Here is a 22,290-nt window from a genome sequence, read left to right as displayed (position 1 = left end):
GGCCAACCCCGGCATGAAGCGATTTGCAGCGCTGTATCAGGAACTGGACCGTAGTACCGCCACCTTGGACAAGCGGGCGGCGCTGGTCACGTATTTTCGCGACGCACCGCCGCGCGACGCCGTATGGGCGCTGTACCTGCTGGCGGGCGGCAAGATCACCAGCGCGCGACGCAAGATCGCGGGGTCGGCCGAATTGCGCGCGTGGATCTCTGCCGCCTCGGATACCCCGGCGTGGCTGGTGGACGCTAGCTACGACCAGGTCGGTGATCTGGCGGAAACGCTGGCCTTGTTGATGCCCGACCCGGACCCCGCCCATGCCGACCCCGAGCGCGGCCTGGCCGACTGGATCGAAGAAGTGCTGCTGCCCATCGCCAACCGCGACGAGTCCGAACGCCGCGACATCATCGTGGCCGCCTGGCGCGGCATGGGGTTGTCGGAAAGGCTGGTGTTCAACAAGATGCTGACCGGCGCGCTACGGGTCGGCGTGTCGCAACGCATGGTGCAGCAGGCGCTGGCCGAAATGTCGGGGGTGCCCATCGCCCGGATCGCGCAGCGCATGCTGGGCACATGGACGCCCAGCCCGGCGTTCCTGCGCGATCTGCTCAGCGCCGAGGCGCTGCCCGGCGACCGCCAGCAGCCGTACCCGTTCTTCCTGGCCTCGCCCCTGGAATCGGACCCGGCCACGCTCGGCACCATCGACGACTGGTTGATCGAATGGAAGTGGGACGGCATCCGCGCCCAGCTCATTCGCCGCCATGGCGAAGTGGCGCTGTGGTCGCGCGGGGAAGAGCGGCTGGACGGAAGGTTCCCCGAAGTGGAGGCCGCCGCGCACGCCTTGCGTGTGGACTGCGTGCTGGACGGCGAACTGCTGGCCTGGCAGGAAGACGCCGCCGGCCCGATGCCGTTTTCCGCATTGCAAACCCGCATCCAGCGGCTTAAGCCCGGCCCCAAGTGGCTGGCGGAAGCGCCCGTGCGCATGCTGGCTTATGACCTGCTGGAGCTGGACGGCGCCGACCTGCGCGAGCGGCCCCAGTCGGAACGCCGCGCCATGCTGGAAACGCTGCTGCGGCAACACCCCGACCCGCGCCTGTCCTTATCGCCGGCGGTGTCGCCCGCCAGTTGGGAGGCGGCCGCCGCCTTGCGCAGGGAATCGCGCGAACGCGATGTGGAAGGCTTCATGCTGAAACGGGCGTCGGCCCCGTACCAAAGCGGGCGCCGGCGCGGCGACTGGTGGAAGTGGAAGATTGACCCGCTGACCATCGACGCCGTCCTGCTGTACGCCCAATCGGGCCATGGCCGCCGCAGCACGCTGTACACCGACTACACCTTCGGCCTGTGGCAGGGCGATGCGCTGGTGCCCATCGCCAAGGCCTACTCGGGCCTGGACGACAAGGAAATCCTGGAGCTGGACCGCTGGCTGCGCGCGCACACGCGCGAACGCTTTGGCCCCGTGCGCTCGGTGGACCCGGTGCAGGTATTTGAACTGGGGTTTGAAGGCGTCAACTTGTCCAAGCGCCATAAATCGGGCGTGGCGGTGCGCTTTCCGCGCATCCTCCGATGGCGGCGCGATAAGCCCGCGGATCAGGCCGACCAGCTGGACACGCTGAAGGCGCTGGCGCGATGACGGCACCCCCGCGCGGCTGGGACGCGCCGCTGTCGGCCTGGTTCAAAGCGCGCGGCTGGCGCCCGGCGGCTTTTCAGAAAGAGACCTGGAAGCGTTACCTGGCAGGGGAATCCGGCCTGTTGCATACCCCCACCGGCAGCGGCAAGACGCTGGCGGCGTTTGGCGGGCCGATGCTGCAAGCGCTGGCCGATCGGGCCGGTGCCACACCCACGGCCGGCGCGGGGCCGCGCGTGCTGTGGGTGACGCCGCTGCGGGCGCTGGCCACCGACACGGCGCGCGCCCTGGCCGACACGGTGGCGGACCTGAACCTGGGCTGGACGGTGGCCTTGCGTACCGGCGACGCCAGCGCCCGCGACAAACGGCTGGCGCGCCAGGGCAAGGCCGATGTGCTGGTCATCACCCCCGAATCCCTGGCGCTGCTGTTGTCGTACGCGGACGCGTCGTCGCGCTTTCGGGCGCTGCGGTGCATCGTGGTGGATGAATGGCACGAGCTGCTGGGCAACAAGCGCGGCGTGTTGTTGCAGCTGTGTTTGGCGCGCCTGCGGCGCCTGTCGCCCGACGTGCGCATGTGGGGCCTGTCCGCCACGCTGGGCAATCTGAACGAAGCCCGCGACGTGTTGTTGCCGCATCAGCCGAACAGCGCGGTGGTGTCCGGCGCACGGCCGCGCAAGGTGACGCTGTCCACCTTGCTGCCCGAGCGCAGCGGCGCGTTGCCGTGGGCCGGGCATCTGGGCCTGTCGCAACTGGCGCGCGTGTACAAGCGCCTGTTCGACGTGCGCGCCAGCCTGCTGTTCACCAACACCCGCGCGCAGGCCGAGCTATGGCATCGTGCGCTGGAATCGATCTGGCCCGAAGACCCGGCCACGCTGGCGCTGCACCACGGCTCGCTGGACCCCAAGCTGCGCACCCGCGCGGAACAGGGCCTGCGCGACGGCAGCATCCGCTGCGTGGTGGCCACGTCCAGCCTGGACTTGGGCGTGGATTTTCCGGCGGTGGATCAGGTCTTGCAGGTGGGCAGCCCCAAAGGCGTGGCCCGGCTGCTGCAACGGGCCGGCCGCGCCAAGCACCGGCCCGGCGAATCCGGCCATGTGGTGTGCGTGCCGGCGCAGGCGCTGGAACTGGTCGAATACGCTGCCGCCCGCCAGGCCATCGCGCGCGGCGATATCGAGTCGCGACCCCCGCCGCGTGGCAGTCTTGACGTGCTGGCCCAGCACGCCGTCACGCTGGCATTGGGCGGCGGTTTCCAGGCGGACGCACTGTACGAAGAGGTGCGCGGCACGCACGCCTATGCCGCCCTGGACGCGCCCACTTGGCAGGCTGTGCTGGACTTCATCGTGCAGGGCGGCCGCGCCTTATCGAACTACCCGGAATTTCGCCGCGTGGAAAAGGACGACGACGGCTGCTACCGCGTGCACGACCGCCGCATCGCGCTGCGCCATCGGCTGTCCATCGGCACCATCACGGCCGACGGCGCGGTGTCGGTGAAGTACCTGCGCGGCGGCAGCCTGGGGTCGGTGGAAGAGGGCTTTCTGGCCCGGCTGCGCCCCGGCGACCGCTTCCAGTTCGCCGGCCGCACGCTGGAGCTTGCGCGGCTGGAAGGCATGACGGCCTACGTGCGGCGTGCCAAGGGCGGCGACGGGCCGGTGGCCACGTGGCAGGGCGGGCGCATGCCGCTGTCCACCCAGCTGGCGCGCGAAGTGCAAAGCCTGTATGCCGATCCCGGCGATCACCCCGAAATGCGCGCCGTTGAGCCGCTGCTGCGCATCCAGCGCCAGGCCAGTGCGCTGCCGGCACCGGGCCGCCTGCTGGCCGAACAGATTGCCACGCGGCGCGGCATGCATCTGTTCCTGTTCCCGTTCGCGGGCCGCGCCGTGCACGAAGGCATGGCTGCCATGATGGCGCTGCGCTGGGGCCGGCGCCATCCCAATACCTTTTCCTATACGGTCAATGACTACGGGCTGATGCTGACGCTGGCCGAGCCCGCGCTGCTGGACGACGCCTTGCTGCGCCAATTGCTCAGCCCCGAACACATGGCCGCTGATTTGCGCGACGGCGTGAACTTGGGCGAACTGGCGCGGCGACAGTTCCGCGAGATTGCGCGCGTGGCCGGATTGCTGACGCCGTCGCTGCCGGGCAGGGCCGCCCGTTCGTTGCGCCAGGTGCAGGCGTCCAGCGGCCTGCTGTACGACGTGCTGCGCCGCTACGATCCCGACCATCTTTTGCTGGCGCAGGCCGAACGCGAGGTGTTCGACAACCAGCTGGAAGCGCCCCGGCTGATGGCGGCGTTGCAAGATTGCCAGACGCGCGCGCTGGACCTCTGCACGCCCCGCGCGCTGACGCCACTGTCGTTTCCGCTGTGGACCGAAAGCCTGCGCGGGCAGCTCAGTACCGAAACCTGGCAGGCCCGGGTCAAGCGCGCCGCCGCCCAACTAGAGAAACGCTATGCCCGAATTGCAGGATGACCCGTCGGCGCACGCCTTGCCCACGACGCTGGCCGGCGAGCCGGTGCTGCTGCTGGGCGAGCGCGCGTTGTATTGGCCGGCGCGCGCGCGGCTGGTCATCGCCGACCTGCATCTGGGCAAGGGCCACGTGTTTCGGCAGGCCGGTATCGCCGTGCCGCGCGGTGCCACGCAGGCCGACCTGGACCGGCTGACGCGCCTGGTCCACGACACAGGCGCGGAGCAGTTGTGGATTGTGGGGGATGTGCTGCATGGGCAGATGTCGCAGGCCGATTGGCGTGTGGACTGGGCGCAATGGCGGCGCGCCCACGCGGGGCTGGACGTGGCGGTGCTGATCGGCAATCACGACCGCGCCCTGGAGGGCGATGCGCTGGGCATGCGACAACTGGGCGACGAGCAGGCCGACGGCCCGTTTCTGTTCCGGCACTTGCCCAAGCCCGACGCGCAAGGCCGTCATGTGATCGCGGGCCACGTGCATCCCAAAACCCGATTGCCCGGCGTGCCCCGCCATTGGCCCGCATTCTGGCTGCAAGCGGGTGTCACCGTGCTGCCGGCGTTCTCGGATTTCACAGGGGGCCACGCCGTGTCCGTGCAAGCGGGGCAGACGGGGCGGACGGGGCAAGGCGGACAGCAATTGGCCGCCTGCGTCCACGGCAGCGTGGTGCCGATAGGCTGGACGCCACCACGCGCGTAGTCCAGTGGTGTAGTCCAGTCGCGTGGCCCACTCGCGGAGCCCACTCGCGGAGCCCACTCGCGGAGCCCCGTCGCGTCGTGCCGTCGCGTATCCCCCCGGCCGACCCGGCACTTATTACCGCCGTTGTAAGAAGTGCAGGGCAGGGTAGCCGCGCCAAAAACCGGCCGGCCTCGGCAGCCGAAACGGACCCGGTGCCCCCCGCAACGCATGTTGCCCCGCTGCGCGGCACACCACTTGCTGCGTACCCGGCAGGCGCCCGCACGGGCCACACCCCGGTTCGTGCGAGGCAGGACCCACCTTCACAGGAGACTCACAATGAACCGTGACCCCAGGTACACGCCCCGGTATGACGATGACTTCGAACGCGATCCGGGCGCCGACGCCGGGCGGGGTGATCCGTACCGGCAGGCCCACCAGCGCGGGCGCTCGCAGGGCGACCCATATCGTGATCCCAATCGTGACCCCTATCGCAATCCCGGCTCGCAAGGCCAAGGGCGGGGCAACCGGGGCGCGGGCGACCAAGAACCCTGGCACGACCCCGCGCCCTCGTACGGCTACCAGGGCGAGGGCAATCGGCCCGCGCCCGGTGCACGCGAGTCGCGCGGCGGCCTGCGCAGCCGCAGCGCCGACCCCGGCCAAAGCAGCTACGGCGGGTTTCGCAACGAAGACCCGTCCTACCAGCGTGAACAGGTCTATGGCTCGCGCAACCCGTCCTACTCCGGCCCCACGTCGTATGGCGATGAAGAAGGCGGCTACTACGGCGACCGCCCGCGTTGGGGCGACGAGACCGGCGTGTCCTTCGAAACCGCTGAACGCGGCGGCTACAACCGGGGGCCCACCGCCTGGCGCGACCGGGGCTCGTTTCGCACCGACCCCAAGGGCTACACCCGGTCCGACGAGCGCGTGCGCGAAAACGTCTGCGAATACCTGGCGCACAGCGGTCTGGACGTCAGCGACGTGTCGGTCAGCGTGACCGATGGCCGCGTCACGTTGGAAGGCACCGCGCCGGACCGCCGCACCAAGCACCGCATTGAAGACTGCACCGACGCGTGCGCGGGCGTGCAAGACGTCGACAACCGCATCCGCATCGCGGGCAAGGGCGGCGCCGGGGAATCAACCGCCACCGGCGACACCGCCATTGGCGGCGGCCGGGAATAACGGCGCCACGCCATGAACGCCGAGCCCACCCCCACCCACGGCGCTGACGGGGACATCGACCCCGATCAGCAGCCCCGCGCGCTGGACGACTGCCGGCGCTGCGGGCTGTGGCGCAACGCCACGCAGGCGGTGGGGGGCGAAGGCGGACGCCGCGCAAGCATCATGCTGGTCGGCGAACAACCCGGCGACAAAGAAGACCTGGCCGGGCTACCTTTCGTTGGCCCGGCCGGCGCCTTGCTGGACAAGGCCTTGGCCGAAGCCGGGGTAGAGCGCCAGGCCGTCTATGTGACCAACGCCGTGAAGCACTTCAAATGGCAGCTGCGCGGCAAGCGCCGCATGCACAAGTCGCCCGCGCAGGTCGAGATTCGCGCCTGTTCGTACTGGCTGGATCAAGAGCTGGACGACATCCGGCCCAGCGTCATCGTGGCGCTGGGCGCAACGGCCCTGGGCGCCGTCATGCAGGACGCCAAGCGCACGTTGAAGGACGCGATGGGTCACGTGATGACGCGCGGCAACAGCCGGGTGCTGGCCACCTACCATCCGTCATTTGCGCTGCGCAGCCCCAGCCACGACAGCCGGGACGCCGCCTACCAGGCGATCGTCAAGGCGCTGGCGCGCGCCAAGCGGCTGGCCGACGAAGGCGGGTAGCGCAGCGGCCGGCACAAGCCATACGCGCCAAGCAATCAGCGCCAAGCCACCATCGCCACACTACCGGCGCCAAACTATCAGCGACAAGCAACCCGCCACAAGCCACCCGCGACAAGTAACAACCCATCTGCCTAGCCCTAACGATCAAGGAGGATCGATCCCATGAAATTCACCAAAGCCACCGGTGCGCACACGCAAGGCGACGCTGTCCTGTTCAACATGGAAACGGCCGGCGTCACGCGGCAATTCGAGATCTCGGGCGACGTCTTGCGGCGCCGCTTCGGCGCGGCGGACGACACCGCCACCGAACTGCTGCACGCGTTCGAAAACGCCGCCCAGGCGCTGCAAGACGCCGCCCAACGCGCAAAGGGGGTGCCCGCCGACGGCCCCATCCAGTTGGGCGAGGGCGATTTCGCCTGACGGACTCGCGGCGACGGCGGGCAAACATGGACATCCAGGCACCACCGAACGCGCCGTCGATCTGGGTGATCGGCGACGTGCACGGCTGCGTGGATTCACTGGACGCCTTGCTGGCACGCCCCGAGATCGCCGATGACCCGCATTGCCGCCTGTGGTTCGTGGGCGACTTGATCAACCGGGGTCCGGATTCCGCCGCCACATTGCGGCGCGTCATGGCGCTGGGCGAACGGGCCACAGTGGTACTGGGCAATCATGACCTGCGCGCGCTGGGGATTGCTGCCGGCTGCATCCGCCCCGGGCGGCGCGACACATTGGATGAGCTGTTCGCCTCACCCGACGCGCACGAGCTGCTGCACTGGCTGCGTCAGCGGCCCCTGATGCACGTGGAAGCCGGCCACGTGCTGGTGCACGCCGGCATCTACCCCAGCTGGGACGTGCGCACCGCCCAGGCGCTGGCGGATGAAGCGCAGGCGCCGCTACGCGGAGATCGCTGGCGGGCCGTCATGCACGCATTGCACGGCGGCTCGCCGCGCGCCTGGTCGCCAAAACTGCATGGCGACTCGCGGCTGCGGTTCATCGTAGGCGCGTTCACGCGCATGCGGCTGTGCTCGCGCGATGGGGCCATGGCGCTGGGCGCCAAAGCCACCCCGGGCCATTGGCCGCAAGGCACCTTGCCGTGGTTCGACGTGCCCGGGCGGGCCTGCGTCGACACCCCCATCCTGTTCGGCCATTGGGCCACGCTAGGGTTATTGGTACGACGTGACGTCACCTGCCTGGACACCGGCTGCGTGACGGGAGGCGTGCTGACGGCGCTGCGCGTGGCCGACCGAAAGTTGTTGCAGGTGGGGGCGGAAGCGTTGCAAGTCTAAGCCGCCGCGTGCCCGCTATTCAACGCTATTCAACATTGGACAGGGTCTGTAAAAACGCCGCGATGTCGCGCGCGTCCTGTTCGCGCAGGCCCAGGGCCGGCATGGCAGTGCCCGGCTTGATACGTTGCGGGTCCATCAACCACTGCTGCATGGAGTCAGGCGAATTCGGCACAACGCCGGCGATGCGCGAACGGTCCGCCATGCCATCCAGCGACGGGCCAACATAGTGGCGCGCACCCGGCACGCCGGGGATGGCGTGGCAGGTCACGCACAGATACTGCTGCAACGCATCGCGCCCGGCCTTGGCGTCGCCCAGGCGCCTGTCGCCTGCGCGCACGTCGCCTGCGCGCATGTCGCCCGCGGGCATGTTGCCTACGCCCATTTCGCCTGCGCCCATTTCGCCCACGCGCCTGTCGCCTGCGCGCACGCCGCTTGGCCGCGCCTCTGTAGGCGCAATCGACGCGGAGGACGCCGCGCCCGAAGCCGGGTCACCGGACGGCGCAGCGTCGCGATATTGCTGCGCCGATAGCGTCGGCAACACCCGCAGGTATGCCACCACGTCCCAAATCTGCTCGTCCGTCATGCGGTACTGCCAGGCGGGCATGCCGGTCATCTTGATGCCCTGGCGAATGATCCAGAAGACCTCGGCCGCCGGACGCTCCCGAGCGCTGGTCACCAGCGGCGGGGGCGGGGGATTCAGCCCCAGCGCATAGGGTTCGGGCGCCTGGCCCGGCCCACCGTGGCACTGCGCGCAATGCGCGCGGTACAGCGCATCGCCGCGCCGTATGCGCTGCGGGCTGTCCAGGTCCGGGACCTTGATATCCGCCGACCGCAACTTCACCGACCGCGTGGACGCCACGTCCAGCAGGGCATAGACGGGCATGGTGTGCGGGCCGGTGGCGCTGACGTCATACCAGCCGAAGTAGACAACCGCGCTGCCGACCGCCGCGCCCGCAACCGCCAACGCGGCGACACACCAGGCAGCGATACGTGGCCAGCGTCTCATTGCGCCTCCTGTCCCTTGGGCAAGCTCAGCAAGAACGCCGCAATGTCTTGGGCCTCGGCCTGGCTCAAGCCGACGTTCGGCATGGCGGTGCGCGGATTGATGGCGGGTGGGTCCATCAACCAGCGGACCAGATTGGCCGGCGTATTGGGCAGGAGCCCAGTCAAGTAGGCCTGCCGCCCCAGATTGTCCAGGGGCGGCCCCACGGCGGATGCCGGACCGCGCACCGTCGGCACGGCGTGGCAGGCCAGGCAACCGTGGTTGGACACCAGCTGCCGCCCGCGCGCCGCGTTGGCAGTGCTGGGCAGGGCGTCAGCGGACAGGTTCTGCGCCAATGGCGGACGCTCGTCCCCGCACGCCGCCAGCAACGACAGCGCGGCGGCGCCAAGCAGGATGAGGGGAGGGCGAGCGGTAAGGCGCAAGAGGGTCTGACGTCCAGCGGCTGAGATACCTGCCGAGCGCCAGCAAGTGTCGTGCCGCCCGACGCTGACCTCGCGCGCTCACCGCGTTCGGCAGCGTGAAAATACAACGCGTTGCAAGGCCCCGGGGTATGCCACAGGCTGCCCAGGTATGCCACGTGCTGACGCGCGGCATGGCCGCCATCCTTTCCTACGTGCTTGCCACCGCGCAGGCGGATTCCGCCGGGACGCGCTTGCCCGCTGCAATTTCGCGCGGGCCGGCGGGCGACGGCGCGCATGTCATTGCCGACATCAGCCAAGTCCTGTTCATCGGCGCCACGGCGATTTTTGTGGTGGTGTTCGCGTTGGTGGCCGTGGCGCTGTTTGGCTCGGCCGCCGCGCGTCGGCGTCTGTCCAGCCCTGCACTGATCGTTGGCGCGGGCATTGCGTTTCCCGTGGTCGCGCTGACCGCGTTGCTGGTCTACGTGTTGAGCACGGGGCCTTCCATGGCCGGCGACGGCGCCAAGCCTGCGGTGCGCATCGCCGTCAAGGGCGAACTCTGGTGGTGGCGGGTGCGCTACCACGACGCGTCGGGCGCCGTCTTGTTCGACACCGCCAACGACATTCGCATACCCGTTGGCGCATGGGTTGAGTTCGAGCTGAGTTCCGACAACGTCATCCACAGCTTCTGGGTGCCCGAACTGGCGGGCAAGCTGGACATGATTCCCGGCCGCGTGAACCGCCTGCGGGTACGCGCGCAGGCGGCAGGCACGTTTACCGGGCAATGCGCCGAATATTGCGGCGCGCAACACGCCAACATGAAGTTCAACGTGGTGGCATTGGAACCCGACGCGTACCAAGCATGGCAAGACGCACAGGTGCGGCCGGCTGAGGTGCGGCCGGCTCAGGTGCGGCCGGCTGAGGTTCGGCCGGCTGAGGTGCGGCCGGCTGAGGCGCCGCCAGCCCAGGCGTCCGCGCCCACGCTGCATCAGGGCGCGCAAGTCTTCCAGCAAGCGTGCGCGCAATGCCACACCGTGCGCGGCACGGCGGCCCGGGGCACGCTGGGCCCAGACCTGACCCACGTAGGCAGCCGCCTGTCGCTGGCAGCCGGTGTGCTGCCTAACAACGTAGGCGCGCTGGCCGGGTGGATCGCCGACAGCCAACACATCAAACCGGGCAACCCCATGCCGTCCTTCAACCAACTGCCAGGCGAAGATCTGCGCGCCGTGGCCCGCTACCTGGAAAGCCTGAAGTGAGCGAAACCGCCCAGCCCCCCGCGACCGCCACCCCACAAGCGCCACCCGTAGGCGCCTTGTTGACGCCCAAGCTGCCCAATCCTTCGCCGCGCCCGAAGGACGAAGAGGGCGCGCTGTTGCGGGCGTGGTGGCGGCCCAGTGGCTGGCGCCTGGTTACCGTGGTCGACAACGCGTCGATCGGCTTGCTTTATATCGCCACGGCCTTTCTGTTCTTTCTGTTGGCCGGCGTACTGGCGCTATTGATGCGCACGCAATTGGCCGCACCCGATAGCCACCTGATCGGGCACGCGCTGTACAACCAGCTGTTCACCATGCACGGCACCGTGATGATGTTCCTGTTCGCCGTGCCCGCCGTGGAAGCCATCGCCGTATTGTTGTTGCCCAACATGCTGGGCGCGCGCGACCTGCCGTTTCCCCGGCTGTCGGCCTATGCCTACTGGGCCTATGCGGTGGGCGGGCTGGTGTTTTTTTGCAGCATCTTCTTTGGCCTGGCGCCCGACGGCGGCTGGTTCATGTACCCCCCGCTGACCGGCTCGCAATATTCGCCCGCCATGAACGCGGACTTGTGGCTGCTGGGCATCGGCTTCATCGAAATATCGGCCATCGCGGGGGCCATCGAACTGGCCGTGGGTATTCTGCGCACGCGTGCGCCGGGCATGAGCCTGGACAAGATGCCGATCTTTGCGTGGGTGATGCTGGTGTTTTGCGGCATGGTCATCATTGCGTTTCCCGCGGTCATCGTGGCCACGGCGCTGCTGGAACTGGAACGCGCCTTCGACATGCCGTTCTTCATCACGCAACGCGGCGGCGACCCCTTGCTGTGGCAGCACTTGTTCTGGTTCTTTGGCCACCCCGAGGTCTACATCATCTTCCTGCCCGCCGCCGGCATGGTGTCGATGATGGTGCCCGCCATGACGGGCGTGCCGCTGGTGGGCTACCGCTGGGTGGTCATGGCGGTGGTGGGCACCGGGTTTATCAGCTTCGGCCTGTGGGTGCACCACATGTTCGCCACCGGCATCCCGGCGCTGTCGCTAAGCTTTGCGTCGGCGGCAAGCATGGCCGTGTCGGTGCCCACGGCCATCCAGGTATTCGCCTGGATCGCGACGATAGCGGCGGCGCTGCGCTTGCGGCCTTTGAAGACGCCGATGCTGTTTATTCTGGGGTTCTTCTTCATCTTTGTGCTGGGCGGACTGACCGGCGTGATGGTGGCCGTGATTCCGTTCGACCTGCAAGCGCACGACTCGTATTTCGTCGTCGCGCATTTGCACTATGTGCTGTTCGGCGGGATGGTGTTCCCGCTGTTCGCGGCGTTCTATTTCTGGACGCCGCTGGTCAGCAGGCGCGCCTTGTCCGAACGCCTGGGGCGCTGGGCATTCTGGCTGATGTTCGTGGGCTTTAACGTCACGTTTTTTCCCATGCATTTCACGGGCCTGGCCGGCATGCCGCGCCGCGTCTATACCTACGCCGAGAGCCAAGGCTGGGGCCTGCTGAACATGGTGTCCACCGTGGGCGCCTACCTGATCGCGGCCGGCGTGCTGGTGTTCATCTGGGACCTGGCGCGCAACTTCCGCCCGGCCATCGGCCGTAACGCCGGCAACGTCTGGAACGCGGGCACGCTGGAATGGCTACCCAGCGAAATCTATGGCGTGCGCAGCATTCCACGCGTGACCTCGCGCGAACCTCTATGGGACCAGCCTGGCCTGGCACGCGATGTGGCCGCTGGCCGCTATTTCTTGCCTTCCGCACCCTCGGGAACGCGCTCAACGCTGGTGACCAGCGCCGTGGACGCGCAGCCCGATTACGTGTTGCCGCTGCCCGGCCCGGGATGGTTGCCGCTGTTGGCCGCCCTGGGCACGGCAGGATTCTTCTTGCTGCTTACCTTCAAGATGCATGCGTTAGCAGCGGCCTGCGGCGTGCTGGCAGTGGCATCGTTGTGGCGTTGGTTGTGGGACGCCGACACCGGGCCGGACTACGCGCCCGTAGACATCGGGGCGGGCGAGCGTGTGCCGATGATGTGCTCGGGCGCGGCATCCCATTACGGCTGGGCCATGACGCTGCTGGTGATCGTCTGCGCCAGCATTTTCGGATCGTTGTGCTTTGCGTATCTATTCCTGTGGACCACGGCGCCCGGCGCCTGGCCGGACGTCGCGGAACTGGCCGGCGTGGGGCGCCCCGTGCTATCGGCCTGCCTGCTGTTGGGCGGCTCCGCGCTGGTGGCGCGCTGCGGGCATTGGCTGCACGAGAAACAGCATGGCCTGTTCAGGGCCGGCATGGTGACGGGCGCGGTGTTGCTGGGCGTGGCCTCCGGGCTTGAGCTCCATGGACACTGGGCACATGGGCTGCGGCCGCAGGCCTCTGCCTATGCGGCGGCCGTGTACGCGGTGTCTGGCTTGCAGGCATTTTTTGCATTGATCGCCATGACGATGGGCGCGTTCACGGTGGCACGCTCGGTTGCGGGCAGGCTGTCTTACACACGGCGCGCCTGCTATCACGCAACGATGATGATGTGGCACTACACCGTGGCACAGGGTCTGTTGGGGTTGGGGCTGATGCACGCCTTTCCCCGGCTGGTGGGGTAGGGCGATGAAGCTGCCCCTGACCCCGCGCCTGACCTCGCCATTCGGCCGCGACCTGTTGTTGCTGATTGCCGGCCCCCTCATCTGGATGGTGCACTTTCTAGGTATCTACATCGTCAACGCATTGGCATGCGCGCGGCCCGATTCCGCGTTCGCGATGCAGGCGGGTGGCCTGCCAGTGTCGTCCTGGGTAATTATTGCCGCCAGCGTCGCCGCGTGGATGGCAATGGCGGCGGCCGCGCGCCACGCGGCCCGCCGGTCCAGACGTGAAAACGCCCCGGACGGCGCGCGCTTTCGCGCTTGGCTGACCGGGGCGTTGTGCGTGTTGTCGGCGTTGGCGGTCGTTTGGCAGACCGTGCCGGTTTTCCTGGTTGCCGCCTGCGGCTAGCGGCCTGGCGTCAAGGCTACTTTTTCACGCCTTGTTCCAGCGTCTTCGCCATTTGCAGATGCTGCTGCAAGGTGGGCAGGGTTTCGGTCGCGAACTGCTTGACCTCCGGGTCCTTGGCATTCTTGGATGCGTCTTCAAACAGCTTGACCGCATCTTCATGCGCCGACACGCCCACGCCTTCGGCATAGGCCTTGTCAAACCCGTCGTCGCGCATGCCCAGCGTCTTCAACTTGGCTTGCTGCATCAGCGACGGCTCGGTCGGCGCGTCATAGCCCTTGCTCTTCGCCAGGCTGGCCAGCTTTTGTCCGGCCTTGCCGTGGTCGTCGATCATCTTCTGCGCAAAGCTCTTGATTTCAGCGTTCTGCGACTTCTGCAGGGCAAGCTTGCTGCCTTCCACTTCCATATGACCCGACTGTGCGGCATTTTCCAGAAAATCGCGGTCTTTGCTGTCCAGCTTGGAATCGGCGGCCATCGGCGTGGCGGGCGCGGCGGGCGAAGTCTGCTGCGCAACAGCAGCGGTGCCGACACCTAGCGCGGCAACCGAAAGCAGGGCGGCGGTAAGGGTGCGAGTTTTCATGTACGTCTCCCAAGGGGGTGGCGCGGCGCGCCGTTGATAAGAACTACCCTTGTGCTATCCAGCAAACCGCGTTCCCGGCGTCATGGCTTGTTCTCGGATTCCTCAAGCGTGGAATTCTCCGGCTCGGGATGTTCGGTCTGGTTGATCACGCTGAATTCGCCGGTGGGTTCCAGGTACGCGCGCTGGACGCGGCTGATGTCGCCCACGCCTTTCAGGCGCAGTTGTTCCATCAATTCGCCCCGGCTGATGTGTTCGCGCTTCAAACCCGCCACAAGGATGCGGCCATCGCGGATCAGGCAGATACGCTGCGGTTCCAGAAAGCGCTGCAAGGGCGGGACGTAATAGCACAGACGGTCCAGAAAAAAGCTCCACCCGACAATCGTCGTAACGACGATGATGCCGTCGCCCATGGAATAAGAATCGCCCGACATGGCATTACCCGCCGCGTCGGCCACCAGCACCAACACGAGCATGTCCGCCACGCCCAACGATCCTATGTCCCGGCGGCCCGATATGCGCAGCAACGCGTACAACACCCAATACATGGTGGTGCCGCGGACAATCATTTCCGCGAACCCGGCCTGAAGCGCAAAAATTTCAGCAATATCCGACATCGTGGCGACAACACGTAAGCCGCGCTGGGGCGGCGATGTCGAGGAAGCAGCAAATGTTGTGCCTGTGGGGCCGTGTGGCCCCTGAGATACGAGTTCAAATACGGTCTCAAATACGCGCGCAGATCCGGGCTCGACTGCGCGCGCATAGCCGCCGGCCGCCTACGCGCTGCTGTCGGCCAGCAGGGGTTGCGCAGGCAACGCGCCGCGCAGGGATTCCAGCAATACGCGTTTGTTCTCCCGGCTTCGATAGGCGTGTTCGCGCATCAGATTTTCAGCGCGGACCGCTTCGCGGCGCGAGATGGCGCGCAACAGATCTTCGTGATCGGCTTGCGCACGCAGCACAAACGGCGTTTCCAACAGCGAAGGGGTCGACGGCAATGTCAGCGCGGCGGGGCCTGCCAACGGCGTCTTGTTGTTGTGTTCGAGCGCCGATAACAAGGCGCGATTGCCTGCGGCGGCGCACAAGATTTCGTGGAACCGGCGGTTGATTTGCCCCCAGGCGCGGGCGTCGACCGTGGTGTTGGGGTCGCGGCGCGCCGGGGCCAACAGCGCGCGGCCTTCATCCACCGCCTGCGTCAGTTGATCCAACACCTCTTGCGAAGCCCCGCGCTCAGCCAACAGCCGCGCCGCCATCCCTTCCAGCACGCCGCGCACGTCTACGGCGTCGCCGATCTCGTCCACGGTAAAGGCCCGCACGCGAAAACCGCGCGAAGGCAGGCGTTCAAGCAGGCCCTCTTTTTCAAGTTCGGTCAGGGCAATGCGCAGCGGGGTGCGCGAAACGCCCAGACGCGCCGAGAACTGCAATTCCACGACACGCTCGCCGGGCTGCAACGCGCCCGAAAGCACCATGTCCCGAAGTTCTGAAATGACTTTATCGATCTGAGCGGCCATAGAGCGGTGGCAAAGGCTGAAGAGTGTCGGAAGGGCTCAAGTGTACCCAGAAAATTGCATGCAATCGGACCGATAAAAACAGATTGCGTATTGCGAATCCTCGAAATTGCATGCAATAATTCGGAAAAACAACGGAAGGCGGGCAAATAACCCGCCCAATGCATGCAACGGGATATTCCGCTGCATGCCTTAGCCGCCAAACGTACAGGAGACAAAATGAAGCTGATCAGCTTCCTGGATGCCGGGCGCCAAGCCTGGGGCGTGGTACAGGGACCCGACGTCGTGGTGTTGACTCACGTATGGCCCGACGTCATCGCGGCGTTGGAAGCCGGCGTGGAGCAGATCGCGGGCGCTGCACAGGCCGACGGCATGCCGCGCCGGTCTTTGGCTGATCTGCAATGGCTGCCGCCCGTGCCGGCCCCTCGCAAAATCTTGTGCGTCGGGCTGAACTACGGACGCCACGTGGCCGAAGCCGGCCGCGAACTTCCCGCGCACCCGTCCTTGTTTGTCCGCTTTGCGGATAGCGTGGTGGGCCATGGGCAGGCGGTGTGGAAGCCGCGCGCCTCCGACCGCTTCGACTACGAGGGCGAACTGGCCGTGGTAATCGGGCGCGGTGGACGTCACATTGCAGCCGCAGACGCGCTGGCGCATGTGGCCGGCTACACCTGCATGGCCGAAAACTCGGTGCGCGACTTCCAAAAGCACAACGCGCAGGTCACGCCTGGCAAGAACTTCGAACGCAGCGGCGCCGTCGGACCGTGGCTGGTCACGGCGGACGAAGTGGGCAACCCGATCCGGTTGCAGGTGCGGTCCCGGTTGAACGGCGAACTGATGCAACAGGGCGACTTGTCGGACCTGATCTTCCCCATTCCAGAATTGATCGCCTACATCAGCGCATTCACCCCTTTATCGCCGGGCGACATCATCGCCACCGGCACGCCCGAAGGGGTGGGTTCCAGCCGCAAGCCGCCGCGATTCATGGCCGCGGGCGACACCTTGGAAGTGGACATTCCCGGCGTGGGCACGCTGGTCAACACCGTGGCCGACGAACCGGCCCATGCATCGGGAGACGCGCATGAATGATGCGCTGCTGTATCTGACAGAGCGGGACGTCGTCTCGGCGTTGAACATCCCCCGCGCCATCGACGCGCTGCACAGGATGCTGGTGGCGCAGGCCCGTGAGCAAGCCCGCAACCTGCCCAAAACACTGGCCACCTGGGGCGACGGCAGCTCAATGCATGCATTGGGTTCCGTGCAGACGGGGCAGGGCGGCTACGCCGGTTTCAAGACCTGGGTGCACACGAAGGCGGGCGGCGGGTCGCTGTTCAGTCTGTTCGACGCGCACACCGGCACCTTGCGCGCCGTGATCGAAGCGCGGGCACTGGGCATGTTGCGCACCGCGGCAATCAGCGGCGTTGCCACACGGGCGCTGGCCCCGGCCGACGCTACGCGGGCCGCGTTGATCGGCACCGGCCCGCAGGCCGTCACGCAATTGGCTGCGCTGGCGGCGGTGCGTCCATTACGACGAGTCCGCGTCTACAGCCCCACCCCCGACAAGCGCCGCGCCTTCGTGGCCAGCATGGCGGGCAAGTATGGGTTCGACGTCCAGGAGTCGCCAAGCCTTGAGCACGCGCTGGAGGGCGGCGACATCGTCACGTTGATCACCCGCGCCGTCGAGCCGTTCGTCAATGCCGCCATGTTGGCCGATTGCCGGCACCTGAACGCCGTGGGCGCCATCCTGCCCGCCAAGGCCGAGTTTGCCCAGGACGTGTTCGAGCTGGCCGACGAGGTAGTGGTCGACGACCTTGAAAACGCCCGCAAGGGCTCGCGCGAACTGCGCGATCGCTTTGGATCCGATGCCGCGCCGTGGGACAGCGTGTCGGTGCTGGGCCAGTGGCTGGCGGACGGCAAGGCACGACCCAGGGACGCGAGGCTGACGATATTCAAGGGCATGGGGATGGGCCTGTCCGACCTGGCGATGGCGCGCGTGGTCTATGAGCACGCCCGCGAAAACGGCCTGGGCGTGGCGCTGCCCCCGCAGACCCGCGAAAACCTGCTGCTGGCGCAGCCCTGATCCCGATCCATCAACAAAACAGAGGAAACAAACATGTTCGTCGACGTCAGTGGGGCCAGCCCCCGCGAACAAAATAAGTGGCCGTCGATCGTGATCCCGAAAGAGGACATCGATCTGGAAATCGCGCGGTTGATTGTCGCACCCCGGCCCGACAACGGCCGCCGCGCCTCGCTCATTACGCACCCACAGGCCACCGCACCCGGCCTGGGCCTGGCGCCAGGTACCGATGTGACCATCAACGTCGTCAACCCCGGTGAACGCACCTACAACCTGCGCAAGAACTCCAACATGCTGGAAATCTGTATCAGCGGCGAGGGCATCGCGACGGTGGCCGGGCGCGATATCCGCGTGGGGCACTGGGACGTCTGGAACACGCCCGCGATGCAGGTGCACGCTTACCGCAACGAGGGCAAGACCCCTTGGGTGCGGCTGTCGTATTCGAACGCGCCGTTACTGGAAAAGCTGGAAATCCATTACGTCGAGGAGTTTGACGGCGACGTGCCGCCCGCGGACGCCAACACCCGCCCCGTGCCGCCCCGCGCCCCTGACGCGGCTCGCTCGCGCGATCTGGCGCTGCGCGAACAGATCACGCCCGAGGGCGCCTGGCTGATGGGATACGAATGGCTGATCGATATCGACGTGCTGGAATCCAAGGCGCTGCATTGGCCGTGGCAGGCGGTGTCGCGCTATCTGCCGACGGTGGAAGACATGGCACGCGGCTACAACGGCCGCCGCCTGTTCGTGCTGTACAACCCGGCAACCGAGCGGCGCATCGGCACCACGCACAGTTTCTTCGCCACCATCTCGTCATCACCGCCGGACAACCACCACGTGCCGCATCGGCACAGCTCGTCGGCCATCAACTACTACCTGCGCGGCAACGGCTACAGCAAGGTCAACGGCGTGCGGCTGGACTGGAAGGCGGGCGACCTGATCCTGTCGGCGCCCGGCTGGGCGATGCATTCGCACCATTCCGGTACCGAGACCACGTCCGCGCTGACGGTACAGGACCACCCGCTGCAGATCGCCATGGAATCGCTGATCTGGCAGGAGCGCATGCAGGAACCCATCCTGGCGCTGGGCAGCCAGAGCGGCTTTGAAAGCAACCGCGCGCAGCTGGCCGCGGCGTCCTGACAGTCGTCGTCAAACACTGCCGGGCACCGCCACACCCCGGCCATCTCCGCGCCTTTTCATCCAACGCCATCCGGATCCACCATGACTCTGACTGACCTGTCCGACGCGCCGGCCTTGCGCGCCCAACTGCGGGACTTCTACGACGACTATGCCTTCTGCCTGGACGAAGGCCGGCTTGAAGAGTGGCCCGACTTCTTCACCGAAGACTGCCATTACCGCGTGTTGTCTCGCGAGAACCACGACGCCGGCCTGCCGCTGGGCCTGATCTATTGCATGAACAAGAACATGGTGCGCGACCGAGTGACCGCGCTGCGCGAAACCACCATGTTCGAACCGCGTTCGCTGCGCCATTTCATCAGTGGCGTGCGCGTCATGGAATTACAGGGCGACCACATCGTGTCGCAAGCGAACTTCGCCGTGATGGAGTCGCTGTCCGACCGCGAACCCTCCTTGAACATGGTGGGGCGCTATCTGGACGTGCTGCGCGTCACCCCCGACGGCCTGGCGATCAGCCGCCGCGACTGCGTGTACGACAACTATCGCGTGCGCACGTCGCTGATCGTGCCCATCTGAATCTGCTAAGGAAAAGCCATGACCTGTTCCGATTCCGCCGTGCTGGACACCGCTGCCACGGCCCCCATTCACCTGGAACGCCGCTGGCCCAAAGAGGGCTACACGCGTATTCCCAATTGGGTCTACACCGACCCCGCGATCTTTCAAAAAGAAATGGACGTGTTCTTCGCGGGCCAGACCTGGAACTACGTGGGCCTGGAATGCGAAGTGCCCGAGACCGGCAGCTACAAGCGCAACTGGATCGGCAACCGCCCGGTCATCATGGTGCGTACCGAAACCGGTGATGTGAATGTGCTGGAAAACCGCTGCGCCCATCGCGGCGCGCAGATCTGCTGGCAGAACACCGGCCGCGTCACCGACTTCACCTGCCCGTATCACCAATGGAATTACGATCTGCACGGCAACCTGCAAGGCGTGCCGTTCCGACGTGGCGCCATGGGCAAGGGCGGCATGCCGCGCGATTTCGACCCCAAGCAGAACGGCATCCGCAAGCTGCGCAGCGTAAATCGGGGCGGGTCCATCTGGGCCACGTTCTCCGAAGAAGCGCCCAGCTTTGAAGACTATTGCGGCCCCGAAGTGCTGGCCGAAATCGACCACATGCTGCCGGGCAAGCCGCTAAAGCTGCTGGGATACAGCCGCCAGTTGATTCCCAGCAACTGGAAGATGTACCTGGAAAACCTGAAAGACCCGTACCACGCCACCTTGCTGCACACGTTCTACATCACGTTCGGCCTGTGGCGCGCGGATTCCAAGTCCGAGTGCATCCCCACGGGCGGCGGCGCGCATAGCGTCATGGTGTCGCACAACGAAGGCAAGAAGAAGACAGAAGCCACGACCGAAATGAGCCGTTTTCGGGACGACCTGGAACTGCTGGACCTGGAGACCGTGACCCCGCGAGCTGAATTCAACCGAGGCCGCGTAGGGGGTGCCTGGGTATTTCCCGCCGCGCAGTTCGGCATCCAGGCCAATTCGCTCAAGACGCGCCATGTGATCCCCCGCAGTCCAACCGAGCACGAGTTGGTCTTTACCTATTACGGCTACGAGGATGACGACGAGGAAATGACCCGGCTGCGCTTGAAGCACGCCAATCTGCTGGGCCCGGCCGGCTTCGTGTCCATGGACGACAGCGAAATGCTGAACCAGGTGCAGATCGGCGTCACGGGATACCCCGAGGCGCGCGGCATTGTCGAGATGGGCGGGCGCGATACCGAGCCGGCCGACTACATGGTGACCGAAGTGCTGATCCGGTCGTTCTATGACTATTACCGCAAGGCGATGGGGCTTTGATATGGATACCTGGAAACCCGTTGCACGGATTGCGGACATTTCGCCCGACACCGGCACATTGCGCGTGATGCACGAGGGCGACGCGGTCTGCCTGTACAAGCTGCCCGACGAAATCTGCGCCACGCAGGACCGATGTCCGCATGGTAACGCCAGCCTGGCCGACGGCTACCTGGAGGACGGCACGATTGAATGCCCGCTGCATCAGGGCGTGTTCGACATCCGCACCGGCAAGCCGCAATGCCCGCCGGTCACCACGGATCTGCGCCGCTACGAGGTCCGCGTCGAGGCGGATACGGTTTATTTGAAGGCGCAAACGCCGTGAACGCCGGCACGATCGTCATCGTCGGCGCGGGGCAGGCGGGCGGTTGGGCCGCCACCACCTTGCGCGAACGGGGCTACATAGGCCGCATCATCTTGTTAGGTGACGAAGCGCACGCGCCTTACGAGCGCCCACCCTTGAGCAAGGCGGTACTGAGCGGCAGTGTGCCGCCCGAAAGCACCGAATTGTTCTCCGCCGAACGCCTGGCCGCCCTGGATATTTCCTTTCGCCCGGGCATCGCTGCCACGCGATTGCGGCTGGCGGACAAGCAGGTGGATACGTCCGACGGTGGCGCAATCGCCTACGACAAGCTGATCCTGTGCATGGGCGGCCGGCCCATCGTGCCGCCGCTGCCCGGCGTGGCATGGGGCGAGGGCGCAGCGGCCTTTACGGACGCCCATGGCGTCCACGTGCTGCGGACCCGAGACGACGCGCTGCGCCTGCGCGCCTGCTTGGGGCCGGGCAAGCACATCGTGATCGTGGGTGGCGGATGGATCGGGCTGGAGGTCGCCGCCACGGCACGCCAGGCCGGCACCCGCGTCACCGTACTGGAACAAGCCGATCGGCTATGCGCCCGCAGCGTGTTTCCCGCCGTGTCCGCGCATTTGGCCGCGATGCACGCCGCGCAGGGCGTCGACGTTCGTTTGGGCGTGGGGCTGCGCGCGGTGCTGCGCGAACCAGGTGAATCGCAAGCGGGGCGGCCGTCCCAATCGCAGTCCCAGTCCCGGTCCGTAGCCGAGCTGACTGGCTCCCACCCCCTGGCCGAACTGACCGATGGGCAACGCCTTGTCGCCGACGCCGTGGTGCTGGGCGTGGGCCTGCAAGCCAATGATGCCTTGGCGCGCGAGGCCGGCATCGCCTGCCAGCGCGGTGTGCTGGTCGACCAATACTGCCGCACCTCTGCGCCAGACGTGTACGCGGCGGGCGACGTGGCGGTGTCCACGCATGCTGAAGCCGGGGGAACGATGCGCCTGGAGTCCTGGCAAAACGCGCAAGACCAAGGCACGGCGGCGGCCCTGTCCGCGCTCGGCGAACCCGCGCCGTATCTGCCCACCGGCGCAGTCTGGTCCGAACAATACGACGCCATGGTGCAAATCGTGGGCTTTCCCGCGCTTGCCGCAAGCGAAGTGCTGCGCCCGCAAACGGACGCGGGAGCCTTGGTGTCGGTGGCGCTGGACGGCGGCGGTCGGGTAGTGGCAGCCGTCACCGTGAACGCGCCGCGCGATCTGCGGCAGCTACGCAAGTGGATCGCCCAACGTGCGCTTGTGAACCCCGCATTGTTGCAGCGGCCCGACGTGCCGCTGGCCAATGCCGAAATCCGCTAACGG

The 22,290-nt window shown here is 66.8% G+C and carries 22 protein-coding genes; 17 read left to right on the top strand and 5 right to left on the bottom strand.

Features of this window, described 5'->3' with window-relative positions:
* The first annotated feature begins 13 nt into the window (after positions 1 to 13).
* The 7 genes from AC0Z35_RS08170 (at position 14) to AC0Z35_RS08140 (ending at position 7,872) form a co-directional block, all read left to right on the top strand.
* Positions 14 to 1,624 carry an ATP-dependent DNA ligase gene (locus tag AC0Z35_RS08170; protein WP_485131740.1) on the top strand — a complete coding sequence of 537 codons (1,611 nt, stop codon included), beginning with the start codon at positions 14 to 16 and terminating at the stop codon, positions 1,622 to 1,624.
* A complete protein-coding gene (locus tag AC0Z35_RS08165) occupies positions 1,621 to 4,086 on the top strand; it encodes a ligase-associated DNA damage response DEXH box helicase (protein ID WP_485131739.1) in 2,466 nt (821 codons plus the stop codon). Before AC0Z35_RS08170 ends, AC0Z35_RS08165 begins: the two co-directional genes overlap by 4 nt.
* On the top strand, positions 4,067 to 4,777 hold the full coding sequence (gene pdeM / locus AC0Z35_RS08160) for a ligase-associated DNA damage response endonuclease PdeM (protein WP_485131738.1): 711 nt from the start codon (positions 4,067 to 4,069) through the stop codon (positions 4,775 to 4,777). Before AC0Z35_RS08165 ends, pdeM begins: the two co-directional genes overlap by 20 nt.
* 315 nt (positions 4,778 to 5,092) lie before the next feature.
* Positions 5,093 to 5,935, top strand: coding sequence for a BON domain-containing protein (locus AC0Z35_RS08155; protein WP_485131737.1), 843 nt, complete (start codon positions 5,093 to 5,095; stop codon positions 5,933 to 5,935).
* 12 nt (positions 5,936 to 5,947) lie between these two features.
* Complete coding sequence (locus AC0Z35_RS08150; RefSeq protein ID WP_120155623.1) at positions 5,948 to 6,583, top strand: UdgX family uracil-DNA binding protein; 636 nt, start codon at positions 5,948 to 5,950, stop codon at positions 6,581 to 6,583.
* A 162-nt stretch (positions 6,584 to 6,745) separates the two neighbouring features.
* Positions 6,746 to 7,003 carry a DUF1488 family protein gene (locus AC0Z35_RS08145; protein WP_046805685.1) on the top strand — a complete coding sequence of 86 codons (258 nt, stop codon included), beginning with the start codon at positions 6,746 to 6,748 and terminating at the stop codon, positions 7,001 to 7,003.
* A 26-nt stretch (positions 7,004 to 7,029) separates the two neighbouring features.
* Complete coding sequence (locus AC0Z35_RS08140) at positions 7,030 to 7,872, top strand: symmetrical bis(5'-nucleosyl)-tetraphosphatase (protein WP_319300080.1); 843 nt, start codon at positions 7,030 to 7,032, stop codon at positions 7,870 to 7,872.
* A gap of 25 nt (positions 7,873 to 7,897) precedes the next feature.
* On the opposite strand, the gene AC0Z35_RS08135 is transcribed toward AC0Z35_RS08140, so the two are convergent.
* Entirely contained in the window at positions 7,898 to 8,878 is a 981-nt protein-coding gene (locus tag AC0Z35_RS08135) for a c-type cytochrome (protein WP_485131736.1), read from the bottom strand.
* Entirely contained in the window at positions 8,875 to 9,297 is a 423-nt protein-coding gene (locus AC0Z35_RS08130; protein ID WP_485131735.1) for a c-type cytochrome, read from the bottom strand. The genes AC0Z35_RS08135 and AC0Z35_RS08130 overlap by 4 nt, the downstream gene beginning before the upstream one ends.
* Before the next feature lie 128 nt (positions 9,298 to 9,425).
* On the opposite strand from AC0Z35_RS08130, the gene AC0Z35_RS08125 reads away from it, so the two are divergent.
* Genes AC0Z35_RS08125 through AC0Z35_RS08115 form a run of 3 tightly spaced genes read left to right on the top strand, consistent with a single transcriptional unit; the run spans position 9,426 to position 13,493 of the window.
* Positions 9,426 to 10,529 (top strand): cytochrome c oxidase subunit II, encoded by a 1,104-nt coding sequence (locus AC0Z35_RS08125; RefSeq protein WP_485131734.1) that lies wholly within the window; start codon positions 9,426 to 9,428, stop codon positions 10,527 to 10,529.
* 59 nt (positions 10,530 to 10,588) lie between these two features.
* Positions 10,589 to 13,108 carry a cbb3-type cytochrome c oxidase subunit I gene (locus tag AC0Z35_RS08120; protein WP_485132124.1) on the top strand — a complete coding sequence of 840 codons (2,520 nt, stop codon included), beginning with the start codon at positions 10,589 to 10,591 and terminating at the stop codon, positions 13,106 to 13,108.
* Between the two features lie 4 nt (positions 13,109 to 13,112).
* The gene (locus AC0Z35_RS08115) at positions 13,113 to 13,493 is read left to right on the top strand and encodes a hypothetical protein (protein ID WP_319300072.1); all 381 of its coding nucleotides are present in this window, start codon (positions 13,113 to 13,115) and stop codon (positions 13,491 to 13,493) included.
* A gap of 16 nt (positions 13,494 to 13,509) precedes the next feature.
* On the opposite strand, the gene AC0Z35_RS08110 is transcribed toward AC0Z35_RS08115, so the two are convergent.
* From AC0Z35_RS08110 to AC0Z35_RS08100, 3 genes are all read right to left on the bottom strand, one after another.
* Positions 13,510 to 14,070: a DUF4142 domain-containing protein gene (locus AC0Z35_RS08110; RefSeq protein ID WP_485131733.1), complete on the bottom strand. Its 561-nt coding sequence runs from the start codon at positions 14,068 to 14,070 to the stop codon at positions 13,510 to 13,512.
* 80 nt (positions 14,071 to 14,150) lie between these two features.
* Positions 14,151 to 14,636: a DUF421 domain-containing protein gene (locus tag AC0Z35_RS08105; protein WP_319300070.1), complete on the bottom strand. Its 486-nt coding sequence runs from the start codon at positions 14,634 to 14,636 to the stop codon at positions 14,151 to 14,153.
* Between the two features lie 207 nt (positions 14,637 to 14,843).
* Complete coding sequence (locus AC0Z35_RS08100) at positions 14,844 to 15,575, bottom strand: GntR family transcriptional regulator (RefSeq protein ID WP_104145486.1); 732 nt, start codon at positions 15,573 to 15,575, stop codon at positions 14,844 to 14,846.
* 216 nt (positions 15,576 to 15,791) lie between these two features.
* Between AC0Z35_RS08100 and AC0Z35_RS08095 the strand changes: the two genes are divergently transcribed.
* From AC0Z35_RS08095 to AC0Z35_RS08065, 7 genes are all read left to right on the top strand, one after another.
* Entirely contained in the window at positions 15,792 to 16,658 is an 867-nt protein-coding gene (locus AC0Z35_RS08095; RefSeq protein WP_104145485.1) for a fumarylacetoacetate hydrolase family protein, read from the top strand.
* On the top strand, positions 16,651 to 17,649 hold the full coding sequence (locus AC0Z35_RS08090) for an ornithine cyclodeaminase family protein (protein ID WP_485131732.1): 999 nt from the start codon (positions 16,651 to 16,653) through the stop codon (positions 17,647 to 17,649). Before AC0Z35_RS08095 ends, AC0Z35_RS08090 begins: the two co-directional genes overlap by 8 nt.
* 33 nt (positions 17,650 to 17,682) lie before the next feature.
* On the top strand, positions 17,683 to 18,783 hold the full coding sequence (locus AC0Z35_RS08085; RefSeq protein ID WP_485131731.1) for a cupin domain-containing protein: 1,101 nt from the start codon (positions 17,683 to 17,685) through the stop codon (positions 18,781 to 18,783).
* A gap of 81 nt (positions 18,784 to 18,864) precedes the next feature.
* Positions 18,865 to 19,356 carry an aromatic-ring-hydroxylating dioxygenase subunit beta gene (locus AC0Z35_RS08080; protein ID WP_219992529.1) on the top strand — a complete coding sequence of 164 codons (492 nt, stop codon included), beginning with the start codon at positions 18,865 to 18,867 and terminating at the stop codon, positions 19,354 to 19,356.
* A gap of 18 nt (positions 19,357 to 19,374) precedes the next feature.
* Positions 19,375 to 20,643, top strand: a complete 1,269-nt coding sequence (locus AC0Z35_RS08075; RefSeq protein ID WP_104145481.1) for an aromatic ring-hydroxylating dioxygenase subunit alpha — start codon at positions 19,375 to 19,377, stop codon at positions 20,641 to 20,643.
* 1 nt (position 20,644) lies between these two features.
* Positions 20,645 to 20,965: a non-heme iron oxygenase ferredoxin subunit gene (locus AC0Z35_RS08070; protein WP_104145480.1), complete on the top strand. Its 321-nt coding sequence runs from the start codon at positions 20,645 to 20,647 to the stop codon at positions 20,963 to 20,965.
* Positions 20,962 to 22,287 carry an NAD(P)/FAD-dependent oxidoreductase gene (locus tag AC0Z35_RS08065; RefSeq protein WP_485131730.1) on the top strand — a complete coding sequence of 442 codons (1,326 nt, stop codon included), beginning with the start codon at positions 20,962 to 20,964 and terminating at the stop codon, positions 22,285 to 22,287. Before AC0Z35_RS08070 ends, AC0Z35_RS08065 begins: the two co-directional genes overlap by 4 nt.
* Positions 22,288 to 22,290 lie beyond the last annotated feature (3 nt).

This window comes from Achromobacter sp. 1L-A-4-B-C2 (assembly GCF_057291955.1).
The sequence above is the reverse complement of the archived record's forward strand: the minus strand, read 5'-3'. Positions and strand labels throughout refer to the sequence as shown.

Bases quoted from the DNA above. Each gene is read 5' to 3' on its own strand.
- AC0Z35_RS08170 (WP_485131740.1), top strand. From the start codon at position 14: ATGAAGCGATTTGCAGCGCTGTATCAGGAACTGGACCGTAGTACCGCC.
- AC0Z35_RS08165 (WP_485131739.1), top strand. From the start codon at position 1,621: ATGACGGCACCCCCGCGCGGCTGGGACGCGCCGCTGTCGGCCTGGTTC.
- pdeM (WP_485131738.1), top strand. From the start codon at position 4,067: ATGCCCGAATTGCAGGATGACCCGTCGGCGCACGCCTTGCCCACGACG.
- AC0Z35_RS08155 (WP_485131737.1), top strand. From the start codon at position 5,093: ATGAACCGTGACCCCAGGTACACGCCCCGGTATGACGATGACTTCGAA.
- AC0Z35_RS08150 (WP_120155623.1), top strand. From the start codon at position 5,948: ATGAACGCCGAGCCCACCCCCACCCACGGCGCTGACGGGGACATCGAC.
- AC0Z35_RS08145 (WP_046805685.1), top strand. From the start codon at position 6,746: ATGAAATTCACCAAAGCCACCGGTGCGCACACGCAAGGCGACGCTGTC.
- AC0Z35_RS08140 (WP_319300080.1), top strand. From the start codon at position 7,030: ATGGACATCCAGGCACCACCGAACGCGCCGTCGATCTGGGTGATCGGC.
- AC0Z35_RS08135 (WP_485131736.1), bottom strand. From the start codon at position 8,878: ATGAGACGCTGGCCACGTATCGCTGCCTGGTGTGTCGCCGCGTTGGCG.
- AC0Z35_RS08125 (WP_485131734.1), top strand. From the start codon at position 9,426: ATGCCACAGGCTGCCCAGGTATGCCACGTGCTGACGCGCGGCATGGCC.
- AC0Z35_RS08115 (WP_319300072.1), top strand. From the start codon at position 13,113: ATGAAGCTGCCCCTGACCCCGCGCCTGACCTCGCCATTCGGCCGCGAC.
- AC0Z35_RS08110 (WP_485131733.1), bottom strand. From the start codon at position 14,070: ATGAAAACTCGCACCCTTACCGCCGCCCTGCTTTCGGTTGCCGCGCTA.
- AC0Z35_RS08105 (WP_319300070.1), bottom strand. From the start codon at position 14,636: ATGATTGTCCGCGGCACCACCATGTATTGGGTGTTGTACGCGTTGCTG.
- AC0Z35_RS08100 (WP_104145486.1), bottom strand. From the start codon at position 15,575: ATGGCCGCTCAGATCGATAAAGTCATTTCAGAACTTCGGGACATGGTG.
- AC0Z35_RS08095 (WP_104145485.1), top strand. From the start codon at position 15,792: ATGAAGCTGATCAGCTTCCTGGATGCCGGGCGCCAAGCCTGGGGCGTG.
- AC0Z35_RS08090 (WP_485131732.1), top strand. From the start codon at position 16,651: ATGAATGATGCGCTGCTGTATCTGACAGAGCGGGACGTCGTCTCGGCG.
- AC0Z35_RS08085 (WP_485131731.1), top strand. From the start codon at position 17,683: ATGTTCGTCGACGTCAGTGGGGCCAGCCCCCGCGAACAAAATAAGTGG.
- AC0Z35_RS08080 (WP_219992529.1), top strand. From the start codon at position 18,865: ATGACTCTGACTGACCTGTCCGACGCGCCGGCCTTGCGCGCCCAACTG.
- AC0Z35_RS08075 (WP_104145481.1), top strand. From the start codon at position 19,375: ATGACCTGTTCCGATTCCGCCGTGCTGGACACCGCTGCCACGGCCCCC.
- AC0Z35_RS08070 (WP_104145480.1), top strand. From the start codon at position 20,645: ATGGATACCTGGAAACCCGTTGCACGGATTGCGGACATTTCGCCCGAC.